This is a genomic window from Bellilinea sp. (assembly GCF_053501535.1).
Map to the genome: position 1 here is coordinate 1 of NZ_JBRCOK010000086.1, position 19,318 is coordinate 19,318.

Consider the following 19,318-nt stretch of genomic DNA (forward strand, 5'->3'; position numbering starts at 1 on the left):
CTTGCAAACAGATACCATCGTTTACACCAACTCGCCTGAGGGAGTGTATTTGCTAACCGGCACAGCCGCCAAACCCCTTCCAAGAAAATTCGACCTGACCCGCCAGAAACCTAACCCGGATTTTGAAGAAAATATGAAAAAGCTACAGCAAGATCTTTTTGAGGGAAAAGCTGTAATTGCTTATTTCTATTCTATTCGCAGTTTGGCTACTCCTGATGTTGATGAACTGAATCTATCTATTGCCAGTGAGATCTCCCGCCATCCGTTTTCGGATGGAGTTTTTATAGGAAACTAAAATCATTTTTATGACCAAAAACAATCTAATCAGCATAATCATCCCTGCCTATAATCAAGGTCACTATCTTGGCGATGCCATTCAAAGCTGCTTGAACCAGACCTATTCCGACATTGAAATTATCGTTGTCGATGATGGCTCAACCGATAACACGCCAGAAGTTGTCCAATCTTTCCACAACTTAAGAATTCAATATATCTACAAACAGAATGGTGGGCTTTCCAGTGCCCGTAATGCTGGCATTCGCGCAGCCGGTGGTGAATTTATCACCTTTCTTGACTCGGATGACGCTTTTTTGCCAGAAAAATTGATGCTCTTGATGGAAAAAATGAATGAAAATCCAGAACTCGGTTTTGTTGCCGGTCATGCTTTGTTAATTGACCAGCGCGGGAATGTCATCCCTAATAAATTTGAAACCTATCTCCCTTCCCCTATCCACAACCTTATCCTTGGCAATCCCTTTCACGTCGGCAGTGTGCTGATCAAGAAAATCTGGCAGGAAAAAATCGGTTATTTTGACGAATCGCTCCGCTCCTATGAGGATTGGGACTTCTGGCTGAGATTAGCAATTGCCGGTTGCCCCATGGATGTCATCCCTCTTGCGGTATCTCAATACCGTTTTCACACTGGACAAATGACTCGCAATGGCGAGCAAATGACCAAAGCCAATCTGGCAGTGCTTGAGAAAACCTTTTCCTACCCTGATCTCAATGAAGATTGGCAGAGAATGAAACCCCTGGCTTATGCCCACGCGCATTTACGAGCCGCAGCGCACGGATACTTATCTTCAGATTTTCAATTTGCTCAGGAACATCTAAAGAAGGCGCTGGTACTCGATCCAACTCTTGTCGAGGATGGCTATCGAAGGATAAAAAACATATTTTCCGGTTGGACCGACCTTCCTAAAACCGATGATGCGATTTCATTCCTGGAACGTATATATAAAAATCTGCCTGATGAATTAAACGGGTTGCAAAAAGAGTATCGGCACGTGATTGGCATGGCTGCCTTGAATCAGGCTTTTATCTACTACCATCACAAAAATTATCCAAAAGCACGCCGATCGGCATGGAAAGCATTGTTCACGTTCCCATCATTATATAAAAATTTTGGGGCTTTCACGGTTTTGGTTAAGTCAGTTTTGAAAAGCCCGGTCCCAATAATCAATCCCCACCTGGAGGACCGTTAGAATGCGGAAATTCTTCTTTAGTTCACAAGTTACCCCTTTTGTCATTCTATTCATAGAACGCGATGGCAGCACTTATATGATCAGTTTGATGACTTCCCATCCCCAAATCCAATCTGTTTACGAGCGATTTGCTGTCTTAAAACAAAAAGGAGCAAGCGGTAAAGATCAAATTGATTGGGCGCGAAAGTTTTATACACCATCCTTTATCTCCAAATATGGGGCATCCGGTTTTAAGACAAAACTGGTGGATATTCTGGACAAAGATTCGTTTATTCAGTTGCTATTAGAAAAAAATGTCCGAATAATCCAGATGCAGCGGCGAAATCAGATCAAAGCTGTAATCTCAAGAATTAATGCAAAAAGATTACACGATGTAACGGGTAACTGGAATCTATACAACGAAAAAGAACGCTTGCCTGCATTTGAAATAGACCCCGATGTTTTTCATCAATATCTGCTCGAAAGAATTCAAGCAGATGAGGATTTGAACAACTTTACAAAAGAACTCAATCTGCCAAAGTTAAAAATTGTTTATGAGGAACTGCTGGTCAACCGTGATGTTGTACTTTCACGAGTATTTGATTTTTTAGGTGTTGATCCTTTTCCGGTTGAAGGAAAAACTCTCAAAAACACCAGCGATGATCTCAGGGATGTGGTATTGAATTTTGAACAACTTCGGTCAAAATATCTTAATACCCCATTTGAAACAATGTTTGACGAAGTACTCATTTGAAAGGCAAATCATTATGCCTGGAATTTATGGCTTTAAAAAAGAAATTTCTAATCCCGAAAGCCAGACACTCATTGAAAAAATGTCTTATGGCCTGGACTGGGAAGATCGCTTTATACGGCATTTCGAAAGCGGTCAGGGTTGGGGTATTGGCAGAAACACCTTAGGAATTCTCAATAAAAATAAACAGCCCTTATGGCACGAAAACAGAAAACTTATTTTGGTTTTTGAGGGCGAACTTTATGATACCCAACCTATAAAGAATTACCTCGACCAGAAAAATTTGCCTCGCAGCACCGACGAGGAAATCATCCTCAGTTTATATTTTCTAGAGGGTGAAAATTTTGTTAATGGCCTAAATGGAGCGTTTTCTGCCGCTTTGTTTGATCACCGAAACAATACCATTATTGTGATGAACGACCGACTGGGTTTATATCCGGTTTATTATGCAAATTTTGGATCGACCCTTTTATTTGCCTCTGGGGTTAGAGCCTTGCTGGTAGACCATACGCTGCCTCGAGTCATCGATCAGGTTGCAATTCAGGAATTTCTTACCTTTGACCACGTTTTACATCAAAGAACCTTGTTAGAAGATGTGAAGTTACTCCCTCAGGGCAGTATCCTCAAATTTCAAAACAATTACCTTACCGTAAAACCATACTTTCATTTTAACTTCACGGATGTTTATCCATTTTGCGAACCGCCCTCTTATCAAGAGCGTTTTCTTTTTGAAATTAAAAGAGCGGCACAGCGACAATCTGGCGGAGACCACCCCAAAGGATTAATGTTATCAGGTGGGCTGGATTCTCGCTTTTTGCTGGCACTCCTCACTGAAACACTTGGTTCATCCAATCTTCACACCTTTACTTGGAGTATTCCCGGCTCAGACGATGCCCGTTACGCCAAAGAAGCAGCCAATAAAACGGGTGCCAAGCACCACTTTTTTGAACTGAAACCAGACTGGCTGTTAAAAAAAGGTGAAAAGGCAGTCAAACTGACTGACGGAATGGGAAATCTCGTAAACCTTCATGCCATAGCAAATCTGGAAGAAGAGATACAATTTGCCCCGGTCATTTACAAAGGTTTTATGGGTGATGCGATGTTTGGCTTTGGTATACGCCCTCGTTTTTGGGCTAATTATGACCCCGAAACCGAAATATCGGAACATTTACAAGCCTACCGAGATTACCGTGTCTTGACATTTGACTTGCCAGAACATCCCGGCATATTCACTGACATTTTTTTATCAAATGTCAAAGATGGATTGATCCAAGATTTTAGAAATGGTATGAGGTCGAGCGGTGTTCGTCAACTTGCCACTCAGCGATTGTATTTTGACCTTACTCAACGCGTACCCCGCATGACTATAAATGGCGTGCTTGTGGCAAGAGATCGGGCAGTCATTCGTTTACCCTTTACAGATAATGATCTGGTAGATTTTTCGATGACCATACCGCCCTATTTAGCGTTTGAACGCAAATTGATGATAGATAGTTTTGTCCAGGCTTACCCGAAATTAGCACGTATTCCCACCCCTCGCGATCATCTGCCTTTGACTCACTGCGCCAGAGAAGTAGCGCTCAGAAATATGCAATTTATTCGATGGCATCTGCGTAAAGCTGGATTTGGCTGGCTTGCTGGACCTGAAAACCGCCCCTATAAAGATTACCACACATGGTTTCGAACTACTTTGAGAAATTGGGTAGAAAGCACTTTGTTATCCAGGGAGTCGCTGGGACGTGGATATTTAAAACCCGAAAAAATCAAACAGATTGTAAATGACCACATGGCTGGGAAAAACAATGCTGTGAAAATTGGAGCATTAATGGCTATTGAAATCTGGCACAAACTTTATTTGGATTGATTGATCCCATGAAGATTGGTATTGCAATCAATGAAACCTGGGCGTTTTTTCACGAAATTTATGATGATTTGAAAACCCATCATACCGTCCATCTATTCGAGCCTCGTAAAACTGAATTTCCTTTCCTTCGTGAGCGGCTTCAACGAGGGCAGTTTGAATACCAACTAAAAAATTTCATAACCAGAAATGACGTCATATTTTTTGAATGGGCAAGTGAGTTATTGGCTGCTGCCAGCCGTTTACCAAAAACGAAACCCATCGTTACCAGATTACATCGCTATGAACTTTATCAATGGGGCCATCAAATTGATTGGTCAAAGGTAGATCGGATTATTTTGGTAAGTGAAGCAAAACGGGAAGAATTCAATCAACGATTTTCCGGGCATGAAGAAAAAATCCGCGTCATACCCGAAGCAGTAAATCCACAAAAATATATTTATGAACCCCGCCTTTTCAAAAAAAACATTGGCATATTGGGGCATCTCACTCCACGAAAAAGAGTTTATGAACTTATACTCGCCTTTGCAGAATTAGGATTGGATAAAAGAGGATATCTATTACATATCGGCGGAGGACCACATCCTCGCTTTTTGGATTACTACGATGCAGTTATCAACCTGCCCTCACGGTTGGGAATTGAGAAAAGCGTGATTTTTTACGGACATATTCAAAATGCGGCCGATTTTTATAAACAGATTGAAATTTTTATCTCTAATAGTTATTCTGAGGGTTTACAAGTTTCTCCAATGGAAGCCATATTGAGTGGTTGCTACTGTTTTGCACATCACTGGCCAGGAGCAAAGGAATTACTTCCAGAAGAAAACCTGTTTTATACCGACGAAGATTTTGGACAAAAAATCTTTAATTTTGAAAGCCTTTCAGATCAAGAAAAACAGGTTTGCCAAATCCAATTACGATCTCAAGTTCTTGAAAAATGCAATAGCCACCTGGTTAGCGAACAAATTCGCAATTGTATTGAAGAACTAATGTCCCAATGAACATCGCATATCTGGCACAATTGAGCCCCGAGATTCGCACCCCCCCCTTTGATGGACCCGCCAACCATATCCGCCACATTATCCATGAGTGGAGAGAAATGAATCACCGGGTTAGATTCATTGGAGGAATAAATTCTATTTATTGGAAAAGCGATGACCTAAAAAATTTTGAGCCGATTGAAACCCAGCAAAAAAAGATCCTTGAGCGATCTCTACGCAAAATACAAACCATAACCCACTTGCCATATCTTAACTTTTTTGAGAGCAGTCATTTTTCCAGGATAATTTTAAATCAATTAGAAGATATTGATTGCCTATACGAAAGAGCAAGCTGGATGAGTTACGGCGGACTGTTGATTTCAAAGAAAATGGATATTCCATTGATTCTAGAATTTAATGGAGACCCTCTCCTTGATTTGAAATCAAAAGGACAGCTTCCCCGTGGTTTGCAGTTGGCCATTTCAAGCAGCCTTTTTCGTTTCACCCTTACTCGTGCAACTCACCTGATTGCCTCTGGTCAGGGTTGGAAAAATAATTTGATTGAAAAGTGGAAAATATCTCCCGAAAAAATAAGCGTGGTTGAAAATGGAACAATCCTGGTAAACCTTCTTTGCAGAGAAAACTTAGCCAACTTTCAGGAAAAATCCTCACAGTTTCCAATTAAGATCGCTTACCTGGGAGGTTTTTATCCTTGGCACGGGACAAAAATTGCAGTTAATGCTTTTCACGAGTTAATTCGCGAGGGGATAAATGCTCAATTCGTCATGATTGGTGACGGAAGCGATTTAGAAGACACCAAGAGGGTCGCATCATCGTTAGGCATTGAAGAGAAAGTAGTCTTTACCGGAACTTTACCACCCGAAAAATACGCGAACATTCTTGCTGGCTGCCACATAGGTTTATCTCCCTATTGTGGTTGGAGTGAATATTCGGGATTGAAATTATTTGACTACAAAGCGGCGGGCCTTGCAATTATTGCATCCGGTCAAAACGGACAACCCGAAACCCTTGTTCACAACAAAACTGGCCTAATTGTCCCTCCCTGCGATGAGAAAGCTCTGATAAGCGCGATGAAATTACTGGCAAAAGATCGCAACTTTACAGTCGCCCTCGGTCGGCAAGCAAGATTTGAGGCAGAAGCAAAACACACCTGGAGACATAGTGCCGAAAATATCATCAATATCATCAATCAATTTGTTGATATAAATAAAAAATGACCGTTCCATTGAACAATCCGCTCAAACCCGGTCTGGTATCGATAATGATGCCAGCTTATAACGCTGAAAAATTTGTCCGGGCAGCTATAGAAAGTGTACTGAGTCAAACCTACCCATTGTGGGAATTAATTTTGGTAAATGATGGCTCAACGGATCAAACCGAAAAGATTACCAGAGAATTCACCGATCCTCGTATCCGGTTATTTCATCAGGAAAACGCGGGCGAAGCCGCAGCCAGAAACCACGCACTTACAAAAATTCAGGGTGAATTTCTTGCCTTTCTGGATGCTGATGATTTATTTCATCCCTCTTTTTTAGCGCTCATGGTCAGCTACTTAAACCAGCACCCGGAAAAAGACGCGGTTTACTGCGATGGTTATTACATGGATACAAACGATAAAGTGCTTTCTTCCCTGTCCAACTTTCGGCGCGGGCCGTTTGAAGGCGATCTGTTCGAGCAGTTAGTCAGAGCCTCAGATGTATTCGGGCCACCTATGACAGTCATGCTGCGAAGCGACAAAGTTATCTCAAGCAACATTCAATTTGATCCCCGCATTGTAATCGGTCCGGATTGGGATTTTTTTACCCATTTATCGCAGTTTATGATTTTTGGTCATCTCAACCGGCAACTTTGTTTTTATCGTGTTCACCAAACCAACATCACTTTAACTGCAGGAAATGCAAGAAAAAATCACTCGCTTGCGCTTTGCCGCCTTAAAATGATTGATCTGCCAAGGTTCAACGATTGTAAAGAAGAAGTCAGAGTTTATGTATTTTATGACTTAATGGTTAATTTAATTTCTGAAGAGTTAAACTCTATCGAATGGCTGTTATCTCATCCCTCTTTCAATGGGCTTTCACCCTGTGAACAAAGCCGATTAATCAGACTCACAGTTATCAAGCAGATATTTTTACACTCCGGTAAAAGTGCCACTTTTAAGAAGTGGTTGAAAAAGGCCACCAGCCTGTGCCCCAACGATCAAAAAACTAACTTGGTGAGGTTGTTCTACAGCTTCAGTCCATCTATATTTCGTTTATTCCTGAACCTTAGAGAAACATTACGACCCAAAAATGCGCCGGCATCTCCATTTTCCAGCTGAGAAAAAATGAAAATCGCCATTTTCCATAATTTATCTTCAGGCGGCGCAAAAAGATCTTTGTTCGAGATTGTGAAACGGCTTAGCCGTCGACACGAAATCCGTGTTTATTCTCTATCCAGTGCAGATCATGAATTTTGTGACATACGACCATACGTAGAATCTCACCAGGTATATCCATTTCAAGCAGGCAAGCTCTTCCATTCTCCATTCGGCAGACTTAATTCAATTATCCGCGCATTTGATCTGGTTCGGCTAAGACACATCAACGAAATCATCTCAAACGACATAAAACGGCACGAACCCGACCTGATTTTTGTTGAACCATGTCGTTTTGAGAACGCTCCTTCACTGTTAAGATATATTTCGGAATTTGCCAGTATATATTACTGCCACGAGCCTTATCGGATTCTTTATGAAGATGCACCTCCACGCCCATATTACAATGGCAGATCAAAATTACGCCATACACTTGACCAATACGACCCATTCCTGACATATTTCCGAAATTATGCCAGAAACAACGATCAATTAAATATTCAAAAAGCAGGAAGGGTGTTTGTTAACTCCGCCTACACCAAACAGCAGGTCGAGAAGATTTACCACATTAAAGCCGAAGTAAATTATCTGGGTGTGGATACGACCAAATTCAAACCCCTCCAATACGTCAATAAGTCTAATTTTATTCTCTCGGTTGGATCATTAACTCCGTTAAAGGGATTCGATTTCATTATCCGCTCTATTGCAATGATGCCGACCAATGACCAGCCAGCCTTAATTATTGCCAGTAATTTTTCAAACACACAAGAATATGAATACTTGAATGATTTGGCTAATCAAAATCATATCAATGTCCAATTTTTAATCGGAATAAATGACGAAAAACTGGTTGAGTTATACAACAGCGCGAGGCTGACAGCCTACACCCCTCACCGAGAGCCATTCGGTTTGGTTGCTTTAGAGTCAATGGCATGTGCCACACCGGTTGTTGGGGTAAAAGAAGGGGGACTGCTTGAAACAATTCGAGATAAATTCACCGGATGCCTAACCCCAAGGGATGAAAAAATTTTTGCAATGGCACTTTTGGAACTTCTCAAAAACCCACAAAAATCTCATGAATATGGCCAAAATGGGTACCAAGAAGTTTTAGCAAAATGGAATTGGGACTCCTCTGTGCAAAATATTGAAAGCAATCTTATCTCTGTAACAAAATCCATCTCCATAAAAGCTCAATGAACAATCAAGATATCATAAAGTTCTTTTTACAAATTGCTGTCATGCTGGCTTGTGCTTTGTTCGCAGGACAAATCATGAGACGATTTCGCCAACCTGCTGTTTTGGGCGAGTTGATCGGAGGAGTAATCATTGGCCCAACAATTTTAGGCCTTTTATTGCCAAATTTTTATCTTTGGCTTTTTCAATCCTCGCCTGAAGTGGGAATTTTAAGGGATGCTTCAATAAAGATGGGGATGTTGTTTTTTTTGTTCATCGCCGGTCTGGAAATTAATTTTTCAAAGACCAATCATGTGGGCCGATATGCATTGATCATCGGGCTTGTTGGCACTGTATTACCCATTGCTTTTGGGGTGGCGTTGGTCTACTTGATTCCTCCCGCCTTCTGGGGAGAAATTGCAAAAAATAACTTAACAATCTTTGGCCTCTTCATCGGGATTAATCTTGCCAATACAGCCAATCCGGTTATTGTCCGAATTCTTCAGGACTTAAAACTACTCAAAACAGAAGTTGGAGCAATAACCCTTAATGCCACAGTGGTGGACGACTCCATCACCTGGACATTATTTGCAATCATGCTAAGTTTCACTACTCCACAAACGGGTGAGGTTTTTCTTAATACCAATCAAACCATCTTCTTAATTCTTGCTTTTTTCTTCCTCATGTTAACGTTGGGAAGGCATTTTGCCCCCAAAGCATTGAAAGTCATCAGGAAAACCCTGGCATGGCCAAGTGGTTTTATTGCCTTTACCGCATTAGCTATTTTACTGGTCGCATCAGTAGCTGAATTTTTAGGAATTCACGCCTTTCTCGGTGCATTCCTCCTGGGAGCAGTTGTGGCCGGTAAACACCCCGAGGCAGAAGAAGCCCACACTGTCATCTCGCAGTTTGTGATGGCTTTTTTCGCACCCATTTATTTTGTTTCAATTGGGATGAAAACCAATTTCATAGCCAACTTTGATTTTGGTCTGATGGTGATTATTTTGCTCAGCGCCAGTATTTCAAAATTCCTCTCGGTATTGATTGGTGGAAAAATTGCTGGAATGAAAATCGACCGGCAGGCATTTGCCATAGCCAGTGGTTTGAATGCTCGCGGTGCAACCGGAATAATCCTTGCAGGAATTGGTCTTTCCAATGGGCTCATTGACGAACGAATTTTTGTTTCGCTTTTTATAATGGCTATCACTACCTCAATTGCTGCCGGCCCGTTGATGACCTACTTCCTTGCCTCCCAAAAAACACCCCGGAAAGAAGCCGAGTCATCCCTTCCAGCCATTTCCAATACAGATTTTTAGTTCATATTTCTGGTGAGGCACAAATGAGTTACCGCTATCTATTACATGCTGCAATTTTTGAAAACGCACAATATATTCCAGACCGTCCAGCAGTTCGCTTTCAGAAAGAAGAATTGTCCTATCTTCAGTTGGCAAAAGCATCCAGGCAACTGGCAAACTTCTTAATTTCACGTGGAGTCAAACGGGGTGACCGAGTGGGAATATATATGAATAAAAACCTCTATTCGGCCGTTTCAATCTATGGAATTTTATCTGCCGGAGCCGCTTATGTACCTCTCGATCCTTTTGCTCCAATTGACCGACTGAGTTTTGTAATTAACGATTGTCAAATTCAATTCATTATCACCAATGATCAAAAAATGGAAAATGTCAAAGAAATCATCAGCAAGACATCTCTCCAGGGTTTGATCGGCGTTCAAAGCACCTCAGAAATTGATGTCCCCTCCTATTCCTGGGAACAAATATTTTCATTTCCATCCTTAACACCGCCCATACAACTGGTGGAGCAAGATCTGGCATATATCCTATATACCTCTGGCTCCACCGGAACCCCGAAGGGAATTATGCACACCCATCGAAGCGGACTTTCTTTTGCTGAATGGGCCGTCCAAACATACCAGATTTCCTCTGAAGATCGCATCAGCAATCATGCTCCACTTCATTTTGATCTTTCCACCTTTGATTTCTTTGCTTCCGCAATTGGGGGCGCAACAACTGTGATCATTCCCGAAGGATTAACCAAATTGCCCGCCAGTATGGCAAAGTGGATTCAAGACGAAAAGATAACAATCTGGTATTCTGTGCCTTTTGCTTTGATTCAAATGCTTGAGAGGGGTAACCTTGAATCCAGAGATCTTTCTGGCTTGCGATGGATCCTGTTTGCGGGTGAGCCTTTTCCAACCAAACACTTAAGAACTTTGATGAAGATACTCCCTTGGGTTAAGTTTTCTAATCTTTATGGACCCACCGAAACAAATGTGTGCACATACTATCATGTTGCTCCCTTGCCAGAGGATTCAGATGAGCCCATCCCGATTGGTATCGTTTGTGAAAATACCGAAGATTTGGTTGTGGATATTGAAGGTCGGCCTGTGGCGGAAGGCGAAATCGGAGAATTATTAATCAGGGGTGGTACGGTCATGAAAGGTTACTGGGCGAGACCAGACTTAACTGAAAAAGGTTTCTATCGTCGAAAAATGTTCGACTATTGTGAGGATATTTTCTACCGAACCGGTGATTTGGTCCAAAAAATGCCCGATGGAAATTACAAATTTCTGGGTAGGAAAGACCGCCAAATTAAAACCAGAGGTTACCGTGTGGAATTGGATGAAGTTGAAGCAATGCTCCTTTCTCACCCCACCATCCATGAAGCAGCTGCTTACCCTGTACCCGATGTTGAGGGGAGTAATCTTATTGAAGCGGCCGTTATTTTGATTGAAGGAGAGAGTATAAGCGAAGATGACATCATAAAACACCTTTCTGGGCGATTGCCAAGTTATGCAATTCCCACCAAAATCATCATATCTGATGATTTTCCGAGAACTTCAACTGGGAAGATCAATAGACGGGAACTGCAAGAAAGAGCAACAAGAAGAATTAATTCATGAATGAAAAGGAGAATGGGAAAATGGAAACTCAAACAATTATTCAAAAATTTATACTGGATGAACTTGCCAAGGGCCGAAAAAAGACAATAGATGTTAACGATGATTTGCTCGGCGAAGGCATCATTGATTCCTTGGGCATTCTTCAACTTGTAGCCTTCATTGAGGAAAAGTTCAATTACACTGTCCCAGATGAGGATGTGGTAATTGAAAATTTCATGAGCGTGAATGCGTTGAGTCATTATCTCAATCAAAAACTGGCATCAAACGGCTGATGCCAGTTCTGGAGCGGAAGATGGGGGATTTTGATTCCTGCTCCAAACGAGGCAAATAATCAATGACCAGGAAACTTCTTTTTCTCAATGGAATTGCGATTATTTTTGCTGTTTATCATCATTCTATATATTGGGCAGTTACGGCCATAAATTATTGGGGAGATCGTTTTATCAGCAGCGCTACCCCGGAATTGCTTTCGATACCCAATGTATTTTCGTTGTTTTTGAGAATAACCGATCAAATTGCCGGTAGTGCTGTACCGGCCTTTCTGTTCGTTTCTGGGTTTCTCTACAGTTTCTCCTTAGACCGGCAAACCATCCGCCAGAGTTATCGGCTTATTCAAAAACGGATTCTATATCTCCTTTTTCCCTATATCGTCTGGTCAACAGCTACTGTGGTATTTCGAGCAATTGAAGGCAGAAGTTACACCGTTGTGGAATTGATCAGGGTATATCTTCTCGGTGAGGCTGACGCGCCGTTTTACTACGTACCTCTAATTATTCAAATGATTATCTTATCCCCCTTTTTATTTAAAGCCGTTAAAAAATATCCTGTCGTAATTTTGCCAATAGCTTTTGTGATCCAGGCTCTCTCAAGTATTCCATGGTACTTCAAGGTTTTAGAGATTACCCCCTTACAGTCCCTCAATTTTTTAAATTTTTTCAAAAGCAGTTATCTTATTTCTCATCTCGTTTGGTTCTTAATCGGAATGGTATTTTTTATTTATCGGCAAAAAATAATTGCTTTTCTAAAAAAGTACCTTTGGGGATTTTTATTATTGATCGCATTCACTTTTTTTATTGGTCAACTTGAAATCCAACAATTGATGAATGTGAGTGGAAATAATTGGATAAATTCGCAAGCCTCTATTGTGACCAGATTTTTTTATTCTTTGCTCATTCTTGCTTTTGCAGTCTTTTGGGAGAATAATGCGTGGGTTTCAAGAATTGAATTTATTGGAGCCAGATCTTATGGAATTTACCTTAGCCATATCCTTACGATTGAAATCTGCGCCAGATTAATTTACCATATTCTTCCCTTTATATTAGGGCAAACCGTTATATTCCTTGGGATATTGGTGTTTTTAGGGGTTAGTATACCTTTACTGATCATGTATGTATCCAGGATAACACCGCTCAAGACCATCTATTCGTATTTGTGGGGTTAATTTCCAAACCCTTCAAAATCCAATAACCTTTTTAGTGCAACAACGGAGGTATAGAATGAATCAAGTGATTATTATCGGTGGTGGTCCGGCAGGCTCAGTCATGGGAAGTTATCTTTCTTTGGCGGGCATTAAGAATATCATTCTTGAATCTGCCATTCATCCACGCCCACATGTCGGCGAGTCAATGGTTACCTCATCAACAAGGGTATATAACGAAATTGGGTTCCTTCCAACCATGGAGAAGGAGGGCTTTCCTCACAAATATGGTGCATCCTGGCATGATATCAAAGGCAGAGGAGCATCCCACATCTGGTTTGATGAATTCCCACAGGAAGGAATCTCTCAGCCCTATACTTATCACGTCGACCGTGGAAAACTGGATCTGCTTTTACTAAAACATGCTGAAAAACTTGGCAGCGAGGTGTATGAAGGCGTTACTGTAAAACAAGTCTTATTCGACGAACGTGGTTATGCGGTCGGAGTACGTGCAAAATTTGCGGATCAGGAGATTGATTTACCTGCCAGAATGATCGTGGATGCCAGCGGGCGCAACACCCTGCTCGGAAGGCAATTGGGAATCAAGAAAAAAGATCCAATTTTTAATCAATACGCCGTCCATGCCTGGTTTGAAAACGTCAAGCGTGGTGAACCAGATACCGCCGATTTTATTCATATTTATTTTCTTCCAGTCGAAAGAGGTTGGGCCTGGCAAATTCCGATCAACGATCATATTACCTCAATGGGCATCGTTGCCGAAAAAGAGGTTTTTATGGAATCGAAAGGAGATATCGAAGGATATTTTTATAAATACGCAAACTCCAACGAAGGATTAAAGATGGCTCTCTCTGAAGCCAAAAGGATCAATGAATTTAAACAAGAGGGCGATTATTCCTATTCAATGGATAAATTTGTTGGAGACGGATTTATGTTAATCGGTGATGCCGCTCGTTTTGTTGATCCCATCTTTTCTTCCGGGGTTAGCATCGCATTGTATTCAGCAAAATACGGCTCACAATTTATCCGGCAAGCATTTGAAACCGGTGATTTCAGCGAAGCAGCTTTCAAACCTTATGAAATGAAGATGCGCGCAGGCGTTAGCGTATGGTATGAATTTATTCGACTTTACTATAAGCTGTTACCTTTATTTACCCACTTCATTCAGTCCAAAAAGTATCGTCTTGAAGTCCTGCGTCTTCTCCAGGGTGAAGTGTACGATCGAAAAGAGGTGCCTGTTTTGGCAGCAATGCGTCAATACATTGAAACAGTGGAGAAAACCGAGAATCACTTGTTGCGATCGAAGCTTACCAGCATTCCGATTGACGACTTACCTGAATTCACTCAACTATCCCAGGACTAAAAGGACCTTCCCTGACCAAAACTCTGCTTTACCTTAATGGGATAGCCGCTTTTTGCGTAATCCTTTTCCACAGCGCTGGTTGGGTAATGACTTCCATGTTTTCCTGGTATGCTCGTTACCCGGCCAGCACCTCCCCTGAAATTCTGGCTACCAGTCCCGCCTTTTACTTTATAAGAGCAATTGAACAACTGGTTGTATTCAGCATTCCGGCTTTTATTTTTGTGTCCGGTTACTTTGCTGCATTTTTGGCGGGACGCCAAGCCAACAAAATCAGTTACAGACAAACCATTTCCAGAATCAGAGGCTTGATCATTCCGTACCTGGTATGGTCAGTCCTTTTTATGGCCTTGGGTGTTCTTGAGGGTAAAAATTTTAGCCTCGATCGAATTGCAACCAATCTATTGCTCGGCACGACCACGCCAGCCTATTATTACGTACCTCTCATCATTCAGCTTTACTTAATCGCTCCGGTTCTCATCGCCTTGGCCAGGAGAAACTGGAAGGTTCTGATTTTCCTTACGGCATTGACTCAACTTCTGGTTCATTTACCCGCCAGTCTTTCCTTATGGGGAATTCAGAACGAATGGATAAACGCATTACCGCAAATCCCGAAATGGTTGTTTGTTTCTCGACTATTCTGGTTTTCAGCAGGAATTGTTACTGGTTTGCACCTTACAAAAATCAGACCAATACTTCAAAAAATGAATCCATTGTTCGGATATTCTGCAATCTTTTTTGTGGTAGCGGGATTTATCGAATGGGAAGTGTTCAAAGGGCCGATTCAAACACGGGAAACCATTATAGATTGGTTTTACGAGATTTCTGTGTTGCTTTACTTTTTAAGTCTGCTCGAAAGCAAGAAACTACCTCTTACAAAAACTTCCAATTTTCTTGGTAGCAAATCCTATGGGATTTATTTAGCCCATGTTCCCATCATGGAGGTTATGGCCAGGGGCATCTACCTGATCGCTCCCTGGGTATTGCCAAACCAACTCCTCTTTTTCATCCTGATTTTTATTACCGGTCTCGGTTTACCTTTAGTGGGAATGCAACTTTTTTCTTTGCCCAAATTAAAGCCTATTTACGGTTTTCTGTTTGGATAAATGAATCTTCATGTCAAAACGATTTTTACTGTTGAATGGTTTAGCAATTATCAATGTCGTCGTCAACCACTCCATTGGCTGGACGTACGTTGCCATGTTTTGGTGGGTTCATCGTTATACCCCTCTAACCTCCCCAAACTTTTCTCAACTTTACTCGCCAGATTATTTTATTTTAAGAGTTTTAGAACAGTGGATTATTCCCAGTATCCCGGCTTTTTTACTGGTTTCAGGCTTTTTTGTTGCTTTTAGTGCTGGCAGAAAAAAAGCACTTGAATGGAACTATGTATTAAGTCGAATCAAATATCTTATTATTCCGTACTTAATTTGGTCAGCCATAATGATCATTTTTAATGTTCTTCAGAACACAACCTATACCCCTGCACAATTGTTACGCATCATTATTACTGGTCAGGCAGCTGAGGCTTACTATTTCGTTCCCCTGCTCATTACATTTTATTTGCTATCCCCCCTTTTTATCCGACTGGTCCACTGGGATTGGAAGAAATTCCTGCTCTTTACGGCCACGCTTCAGATCCTAACTAAACTGGTTAATTACCCATTGATAATTGGATTGGACATTCCCTTTGCTCCCCTTTTTTCATTTCTAAATTCAGGATGGCTTTTTGTTGGTCATGTTTTTTGGTTTACTTTTGGTTTAGTGATTGGTTCCCATCAAAACGAAATTAAAGAATATTTTTTCAGGATTCGCTGGTTTTTGTTGATTCTTTCTATGGCTTTTTTTATCGTGGGAGTTATTGAATGGGAATGGTTATTAATACAATCAGGTCAATCATGGATAGGACCTCAAGAAACCCTCGTTGATAATTTTTATTCAATTGCAATTCTTGCTGCATTTATTGGATTCATCAACACTCGAATTCCCTTCAGTAAAAAACTTGAAGAATTAGGACCAAAATCGTTCGGGATTTTTCTCGCTCATTCGTTGTTTTTGGCCGTTGCTGCCAGAGGAATTTATCACTTATTGCCACAGATATTAGGCTTTCCGCTGATTTTCTTTGTAGTTTTGGTATTAGTCGGATTATTTGTTCCTTTGCTGATGATGAATTTGACCATCAAATCTTTCTTAAGACCAATTTACACTTATCTTTTTGGATAAATGAGGATAAAAATGTCAAAAGTTTTAGTCACAGGCGGAGCTGGTTTTATCGGTTCGCATGTTAGCGAACAACTCCTGGTACGCGGCTATGATGTAATGGTTCTGGATGATCTCTCGGGTGGTTTTGAAGACAATTTAGTCCCGGGGGTTCGTTTCATAGAGGGCAGCATTACTGACCCAATACTAATAAACAAATTATTTGAGGAAGAAAAATTCGACTATGTATATCACCTTGCGGCTTATGCGGCCGAAGGCTTAAGCCACTTCATCAAACACTTCAATTACACCAATAATCTTATAGGAAGCATTAACTTAATCAATGCCGCAATCAATCATGGAATCAAATGCTTTGTCTTTACTTCCTCTATTGCTGTTTATGGCGCCAGCCCCAAATTGCCAATGAGTGAAGCGGATTTTCCCCACCCGGAAGATCCCTATGGTATTGCAAAACTGGCAGTTGAGCAGGAATTACGTGTGAGCCACGAAATGTTTGGATTGAACTACATTATCTTTCGTCCGCACAATGTGTACGGAGAAAGACAAAATATCGGAGATCGTTACAGAAATGTAGTCGGAATTTTCATGAACCAGATAATGCAAGGAAAACCAATGACCATTTTTGGTAACGGTAATCAAACCAGAGCATTTAGCTATATCAAAGATATTGTCCCGCTAATGGTAGAAGCGATTCAAACACCAGCAGCCTTTAATCAAGTCTTCAACATTGGGGCAGATCAACCTTATTCGGTCAATGAATTGGCCTTTGCTGTCGCCAAAGCGATGGGTGTTTCGCCAAATATTCAATATTTACCTCCGCGCAATGAAGTCAAGGATGCTTATTCAACTCATGAAAAAATCGAAGCGGTTTTTGGCAAAAGACCGGCCACTTCACTCGATGATGGCTTGGAGGCAATGGCTGCATGGGTAAAGAAATTTGGTTCGCGCCAGTCCAAAAAATTCAAAAGCATTGAGATTAACAAAAACCTGCCTTCGGTCTGGTTGGAGTAGAATGACCGAACCACTGGTTGGGGTAATTATCTTGAATACTAATCGCAAAGAAGATACGTTGGCTTGTTTATCTTCCTTGCAAAAATGTCAATACCAGAATACTATCGTATGGGTATTGGATAATTCATCCACAGATGGTTCGGTTGAGGCAATTGAAAAACAATTCCCCCAAACCAGAATCATAAATCTGACTGAAAACAAAGGGTATGCCGGTAATAACAATGTGGGTATCTCTACAGCACTGGAGGCTGGCTCCGACTGGATTCTTGTCCTGAACGAGGATACAATCCTTGATTCGTACACAATATCAAACCTGCTCCAATTTGCAGTTTCTCAGCCGCAGGCTGGAATTCTTGGTCCAATGGTTTACCATTTTGACGAACCGGCTGTAATTCAAAGCGCGGGTGGAATAATCACCAAAGATTGGCAGGCTGTTCATAAAGGTCAAAACGAGCCAGATCAAGGACAATACCCTGAACCGATTCAGGTGGATTGGATATCTGGTTGCGCATTTTTAATAAAAAGGGAAGTCATCCAGCAAGTTGGTGTTATTGATGAAAGGTATTTTTATTACTGGGAAGAAACAGAATGGTGTATTCGGACTCGTAATGCTGGATGGCAGATTTGGATGGTTCCTCAAGCCAAAATCTGGCATAAAGGAGTACAAAGGAACTATCAGCCCTCGCCAAACGTGACCTATTACGCAACCCGCAACCGCTTAATGACCCTATCCAAACACCACGCACCTCTTGTTAATCGCTTGGTCGTGAATTTATCATTATTAAGGACTTTGTTTGCGTGGAGCATAAAATCCAAATGGAAAAATCAAAAGTCTCATCGAAATGCGTTATTACAGGGCATGATCGACTATTACTCCAGGCATTTTGGGATTAGAAGAAAAATAAAAATATTGGAATAAAAATGGATAACCGACCAGATGCTTCCCAATTCACTTTTAGCCAATTGATTCAGGATCAGCGGCTGAATTTAAAAAAAATCGCGTTAGAGATTGGTCTAATACCCGCAACCTCAGATTACACCAAATTCATCATTCTTGGGCGTTCCCGCACAGGCAGTAATTTTCTGCGCGGTCTCCTCAACTCCCACCCCGCGGTTATTGTTCTAGGTGAAATTTTCCGCAACCGGGACGCCATTGATTTTGACCATCCGCAGTTCCCAACCACCAACAGCGTTATGAAAATTTACCAACAAGACCCATGCAGATTCCTTGAAAAAATTGTTTTTCGAAAAATCCCTGCGAATTACAAAGCGCTCGGCTTCAAATTGTTCTATTACCACGCAAACGAAAATCCTTTTGCGAAAATCTGGTCAACCCTGAAAGAACAATCTGATCTTCATATCATACACATAAAAAGAAAAAATATATTGAGAACACATTTATCCCGTGAGAACGCCGTAAAAACTGGTCAATGGGTAAATACCAATGGTAAAGAGAATCATCTTCAAACCTACACACTCGATTATGATGCTCTGCTTAATGATTTTGTCCAAACTCGCCGATGGGAACAACAGGCCGATATTTTTTTTAGTGCCCATCCCAAACTGGAAGTTATTTATGAGGAACTTTCAGCAAATACGGATGAGGAAATTCACAAAATTCAACAGTTTTTAGATCTGCCGGATCACCCAGTTCAACCCCAAACTTTTAAGCAAATTCAAAGACCACTCTATGAAATCATCGAAAACTATGAGGATTTGAAAACCAAATTTAAAAACACAGAGTGGGAAGCTTTCTTTGAAGATTGA

At 41.2% G+C, this 19,318-nt stretch carries 18 protein-coding genes; all 18 read left to right on the top strand.

The window, feature by feature from the left end; translation table 11 throughout:
* Window positions 1–295: hypothetical protein (locus tag ACWIZX_RS08630; RefSeq protein WP_448335476.1), on the top strand; the 295-nt coding region annotated here is incomplete at its 5' end.
* A gap of 10 nt (window positions 296–305) precedes the next feature.
* Entirely contained in the window at window positions 306–1,484 is a 1,179-nt protein-coding gene (locus tag ACWIZX_RS08635; protein WP_448335477.1) for a glycosyltransferase, read from the top strand.
* A 1-nt stretch (window position 1,485) separates the two neighbouring features.
* Window positions 1,486–2,217: a hypothetical protein gene (locus tag ACWIZX_RS08640; RefSeq protein WP_448335478.1), complete on the top strand. Its 732-nt coding sequence runs from the start codon at window positions 1,486–1,488 to the stop codon at window positions 2,215–2,217.
* A gap of 13 nt (window positions 2,218–2,230) precedes the next feature.
* Window positions 2,231–4,078: an asparagine synthetase B family protein gene (locus ACWIZX_RS08645; RefSeq protein WP_448335479.1), complete on the top strand. Its 1,848-nt coding sequence runs from the start codon at window positions 2,231–2,233 to the stop codon at window positions 4,076–4,078.
* An 8-nt stretch (window positions 4,079–4,086) separates the two neighbouring features.
* Window positions 4,087–5,076: a glycosyltransferase family 4 protein gene (locus ACWIZX_RS08650; RefSeq protein WP_448335480.1), complete on the top strand. Its 990-nt coding sequence runs from the start codon at window positions 4,087–4,089 to the stop codon at window positions 5,074–5,076.
* The gene (locus ACWIZX_RS08655; protein WP_448335481.1) at window positions 5,073–6,293 is read left to right on the top strand and encodes a glycosyltransferase; all 1,221 of its coding nucleotides are present in this window, start codon (window positions 5,073–5,075) and stop codon (window positions 6,291–6,293) included. The genes ACWIZX_RS08650 and ACWIZX_RS08655 overlap by 4 nt, the downstream gene beginning before the upstream one ends.
* Window positions 6,290–7,393: a glycosyltransferase family 2 protein gene (locus ACWIZX_RS08660; RefSeq protein WP_448335482.1), complete on the top strand. Its 1,104-nt coding sequence runs from the start codon at window positions 6,290–6,292 to the stop codon at window positions 7,391–7,393. Before ACWIZX_RS08655 ends, ACWIZX_RS08660 begins: the two co-directional genes overlap by 4 nt.
* A 6-nt stretch (window positions 7,394–7,399) precedes the next feature.
* Window positions 7,400–8,626, top strand: a complete 1,227-nt coding sequence (locus tag ACWIZX_RS08665) for a glycosyltransferase family 4 protein (protein ID WP_448335483.1) — start codon at window positions 7,400–7,402, stop codon at window positions 8,624–8,626.
* A complete protein-coding gene (locus tag ACWIZX_RS08670) occupies window positions 8,623–9,918 on the top strand; it encodes a cation:proton antiporter (protein WP_448335484.1) in 1,296 nt (431 codons plus the stop codon). The genes ACWIZX_RS08665 and ACWIZX_RS08670 overlap by 4 nt, the downstream gene beginning before the upstream one ends.
* 23 nt (window positions 9,919–9,941) lie before the next feature.
* Window positions 9,942–11,525, top strand: a complete 1,584-nt coding sequence (locus tag ACWIZX_RS08675; protein WP_448335485.1) for an amino acid adenylation domain-containing protein — start codon at window positions 9,942–9,944, stop codon at window positions 11,523–11,525.
* A 20-nt stretch (window positions 11,526–11,545) separates the two neighbouring features.
* The gene (locus ACWIZX_RS08680) at window positions 11,546–11,797 is read left to right on the top strand and encodes an acyl carrier protein (RefSeq protein ID WP_322791773.1); all 252 of its coding nucleotides are present in this window, start codon (window positions 11,546–11,548) and stop codon (window positions 11,795–11,797) included.
* A gap of 62 nt (window positions 11,798–11,859) precedes the next feature.
* Window positions 11,860–12,966, top strand: coding sequence for an acyltransferase (locus tag ACWIZX_RS08685; RefSeq protein WP_322791772.1), 1,107 nt, complete (start codon window positions 11,860–11,862; stop codon window positions 12,964–12,966).
* A gap of 55 nt (window positions 12,967–13,021) precedes the next feature.
* Entirely contained in the window at window positions 13,022–14,323 is a 1,302-nt protein-coding gene (locus ACWIZX_RS08690; RefSeq protein WP_448335486.1) for an NAD(P)/FAD-dependent oxidoreductase, read from the top strand.
* Window positions 14,324–14,364: 41 nt separating this feature from the next.
* A complete protein-coding gene (locus ACWIZX_RS08695) occupies window positions 14,365–15,426 on the top strand; it encodes an acyltransferase family protein (protein WP_448335500.1) in 1,062 nt (353 codons plus the stop codon).
* A gap of 10 nt (window positions 15,427–15,436) precedes the next feature.
* The gene (locus ACWIZX_RS08700) at window positions 15,437–16,543 is read left to right on the top strand and encodes an acyltransferase family protein (protein WP_448335487.1); all 1,107 of its coding nucleotides are present in this window, start codon (window positions 15,437–15,439) and stop codon (window positions 16,541–16,543) included.
* A gap of 12 nt (window positions 16,544–16,555) precedes the next feature.
* Window positions 16,556–17,551 (top strand): NAD-dependent epimerase/dehydratase family protein, encoded by a 996-nt coding sequence (locus ACWIZX_RS08705; protein ID WP_322791769.1) that lies wholly within the window; start codon window positions 16,556–16,558, stop codon window positions 17,549–17,551.
* Between the two features lies 1 nt (window position 17,552).
* Window positions 17,553–18,470: a glycosyltransferase family 2 protein gene (locus tag ACWIZX_RS08710; RefSeq protein WP_448335488.1), complete on the top strand. Its 918-nt coding sequence runs from the start codon at window positions 17,553–17,555 to the stop codon at window positions 18,468–18,470.
* A gap of 2 nt (window positions 18,471–18,472) precedes the next feature.
* Window positions 18,473–19,318 (top strand): sulfotransferase, encoded by an 846-nt coding sequence (locus tag ACWIZX_RS08715; RefSeq protein WP_448335489.1) that lies wholly within the window; start codon window positions 18,473–18,475, stop codon window positions 19,316–19,318.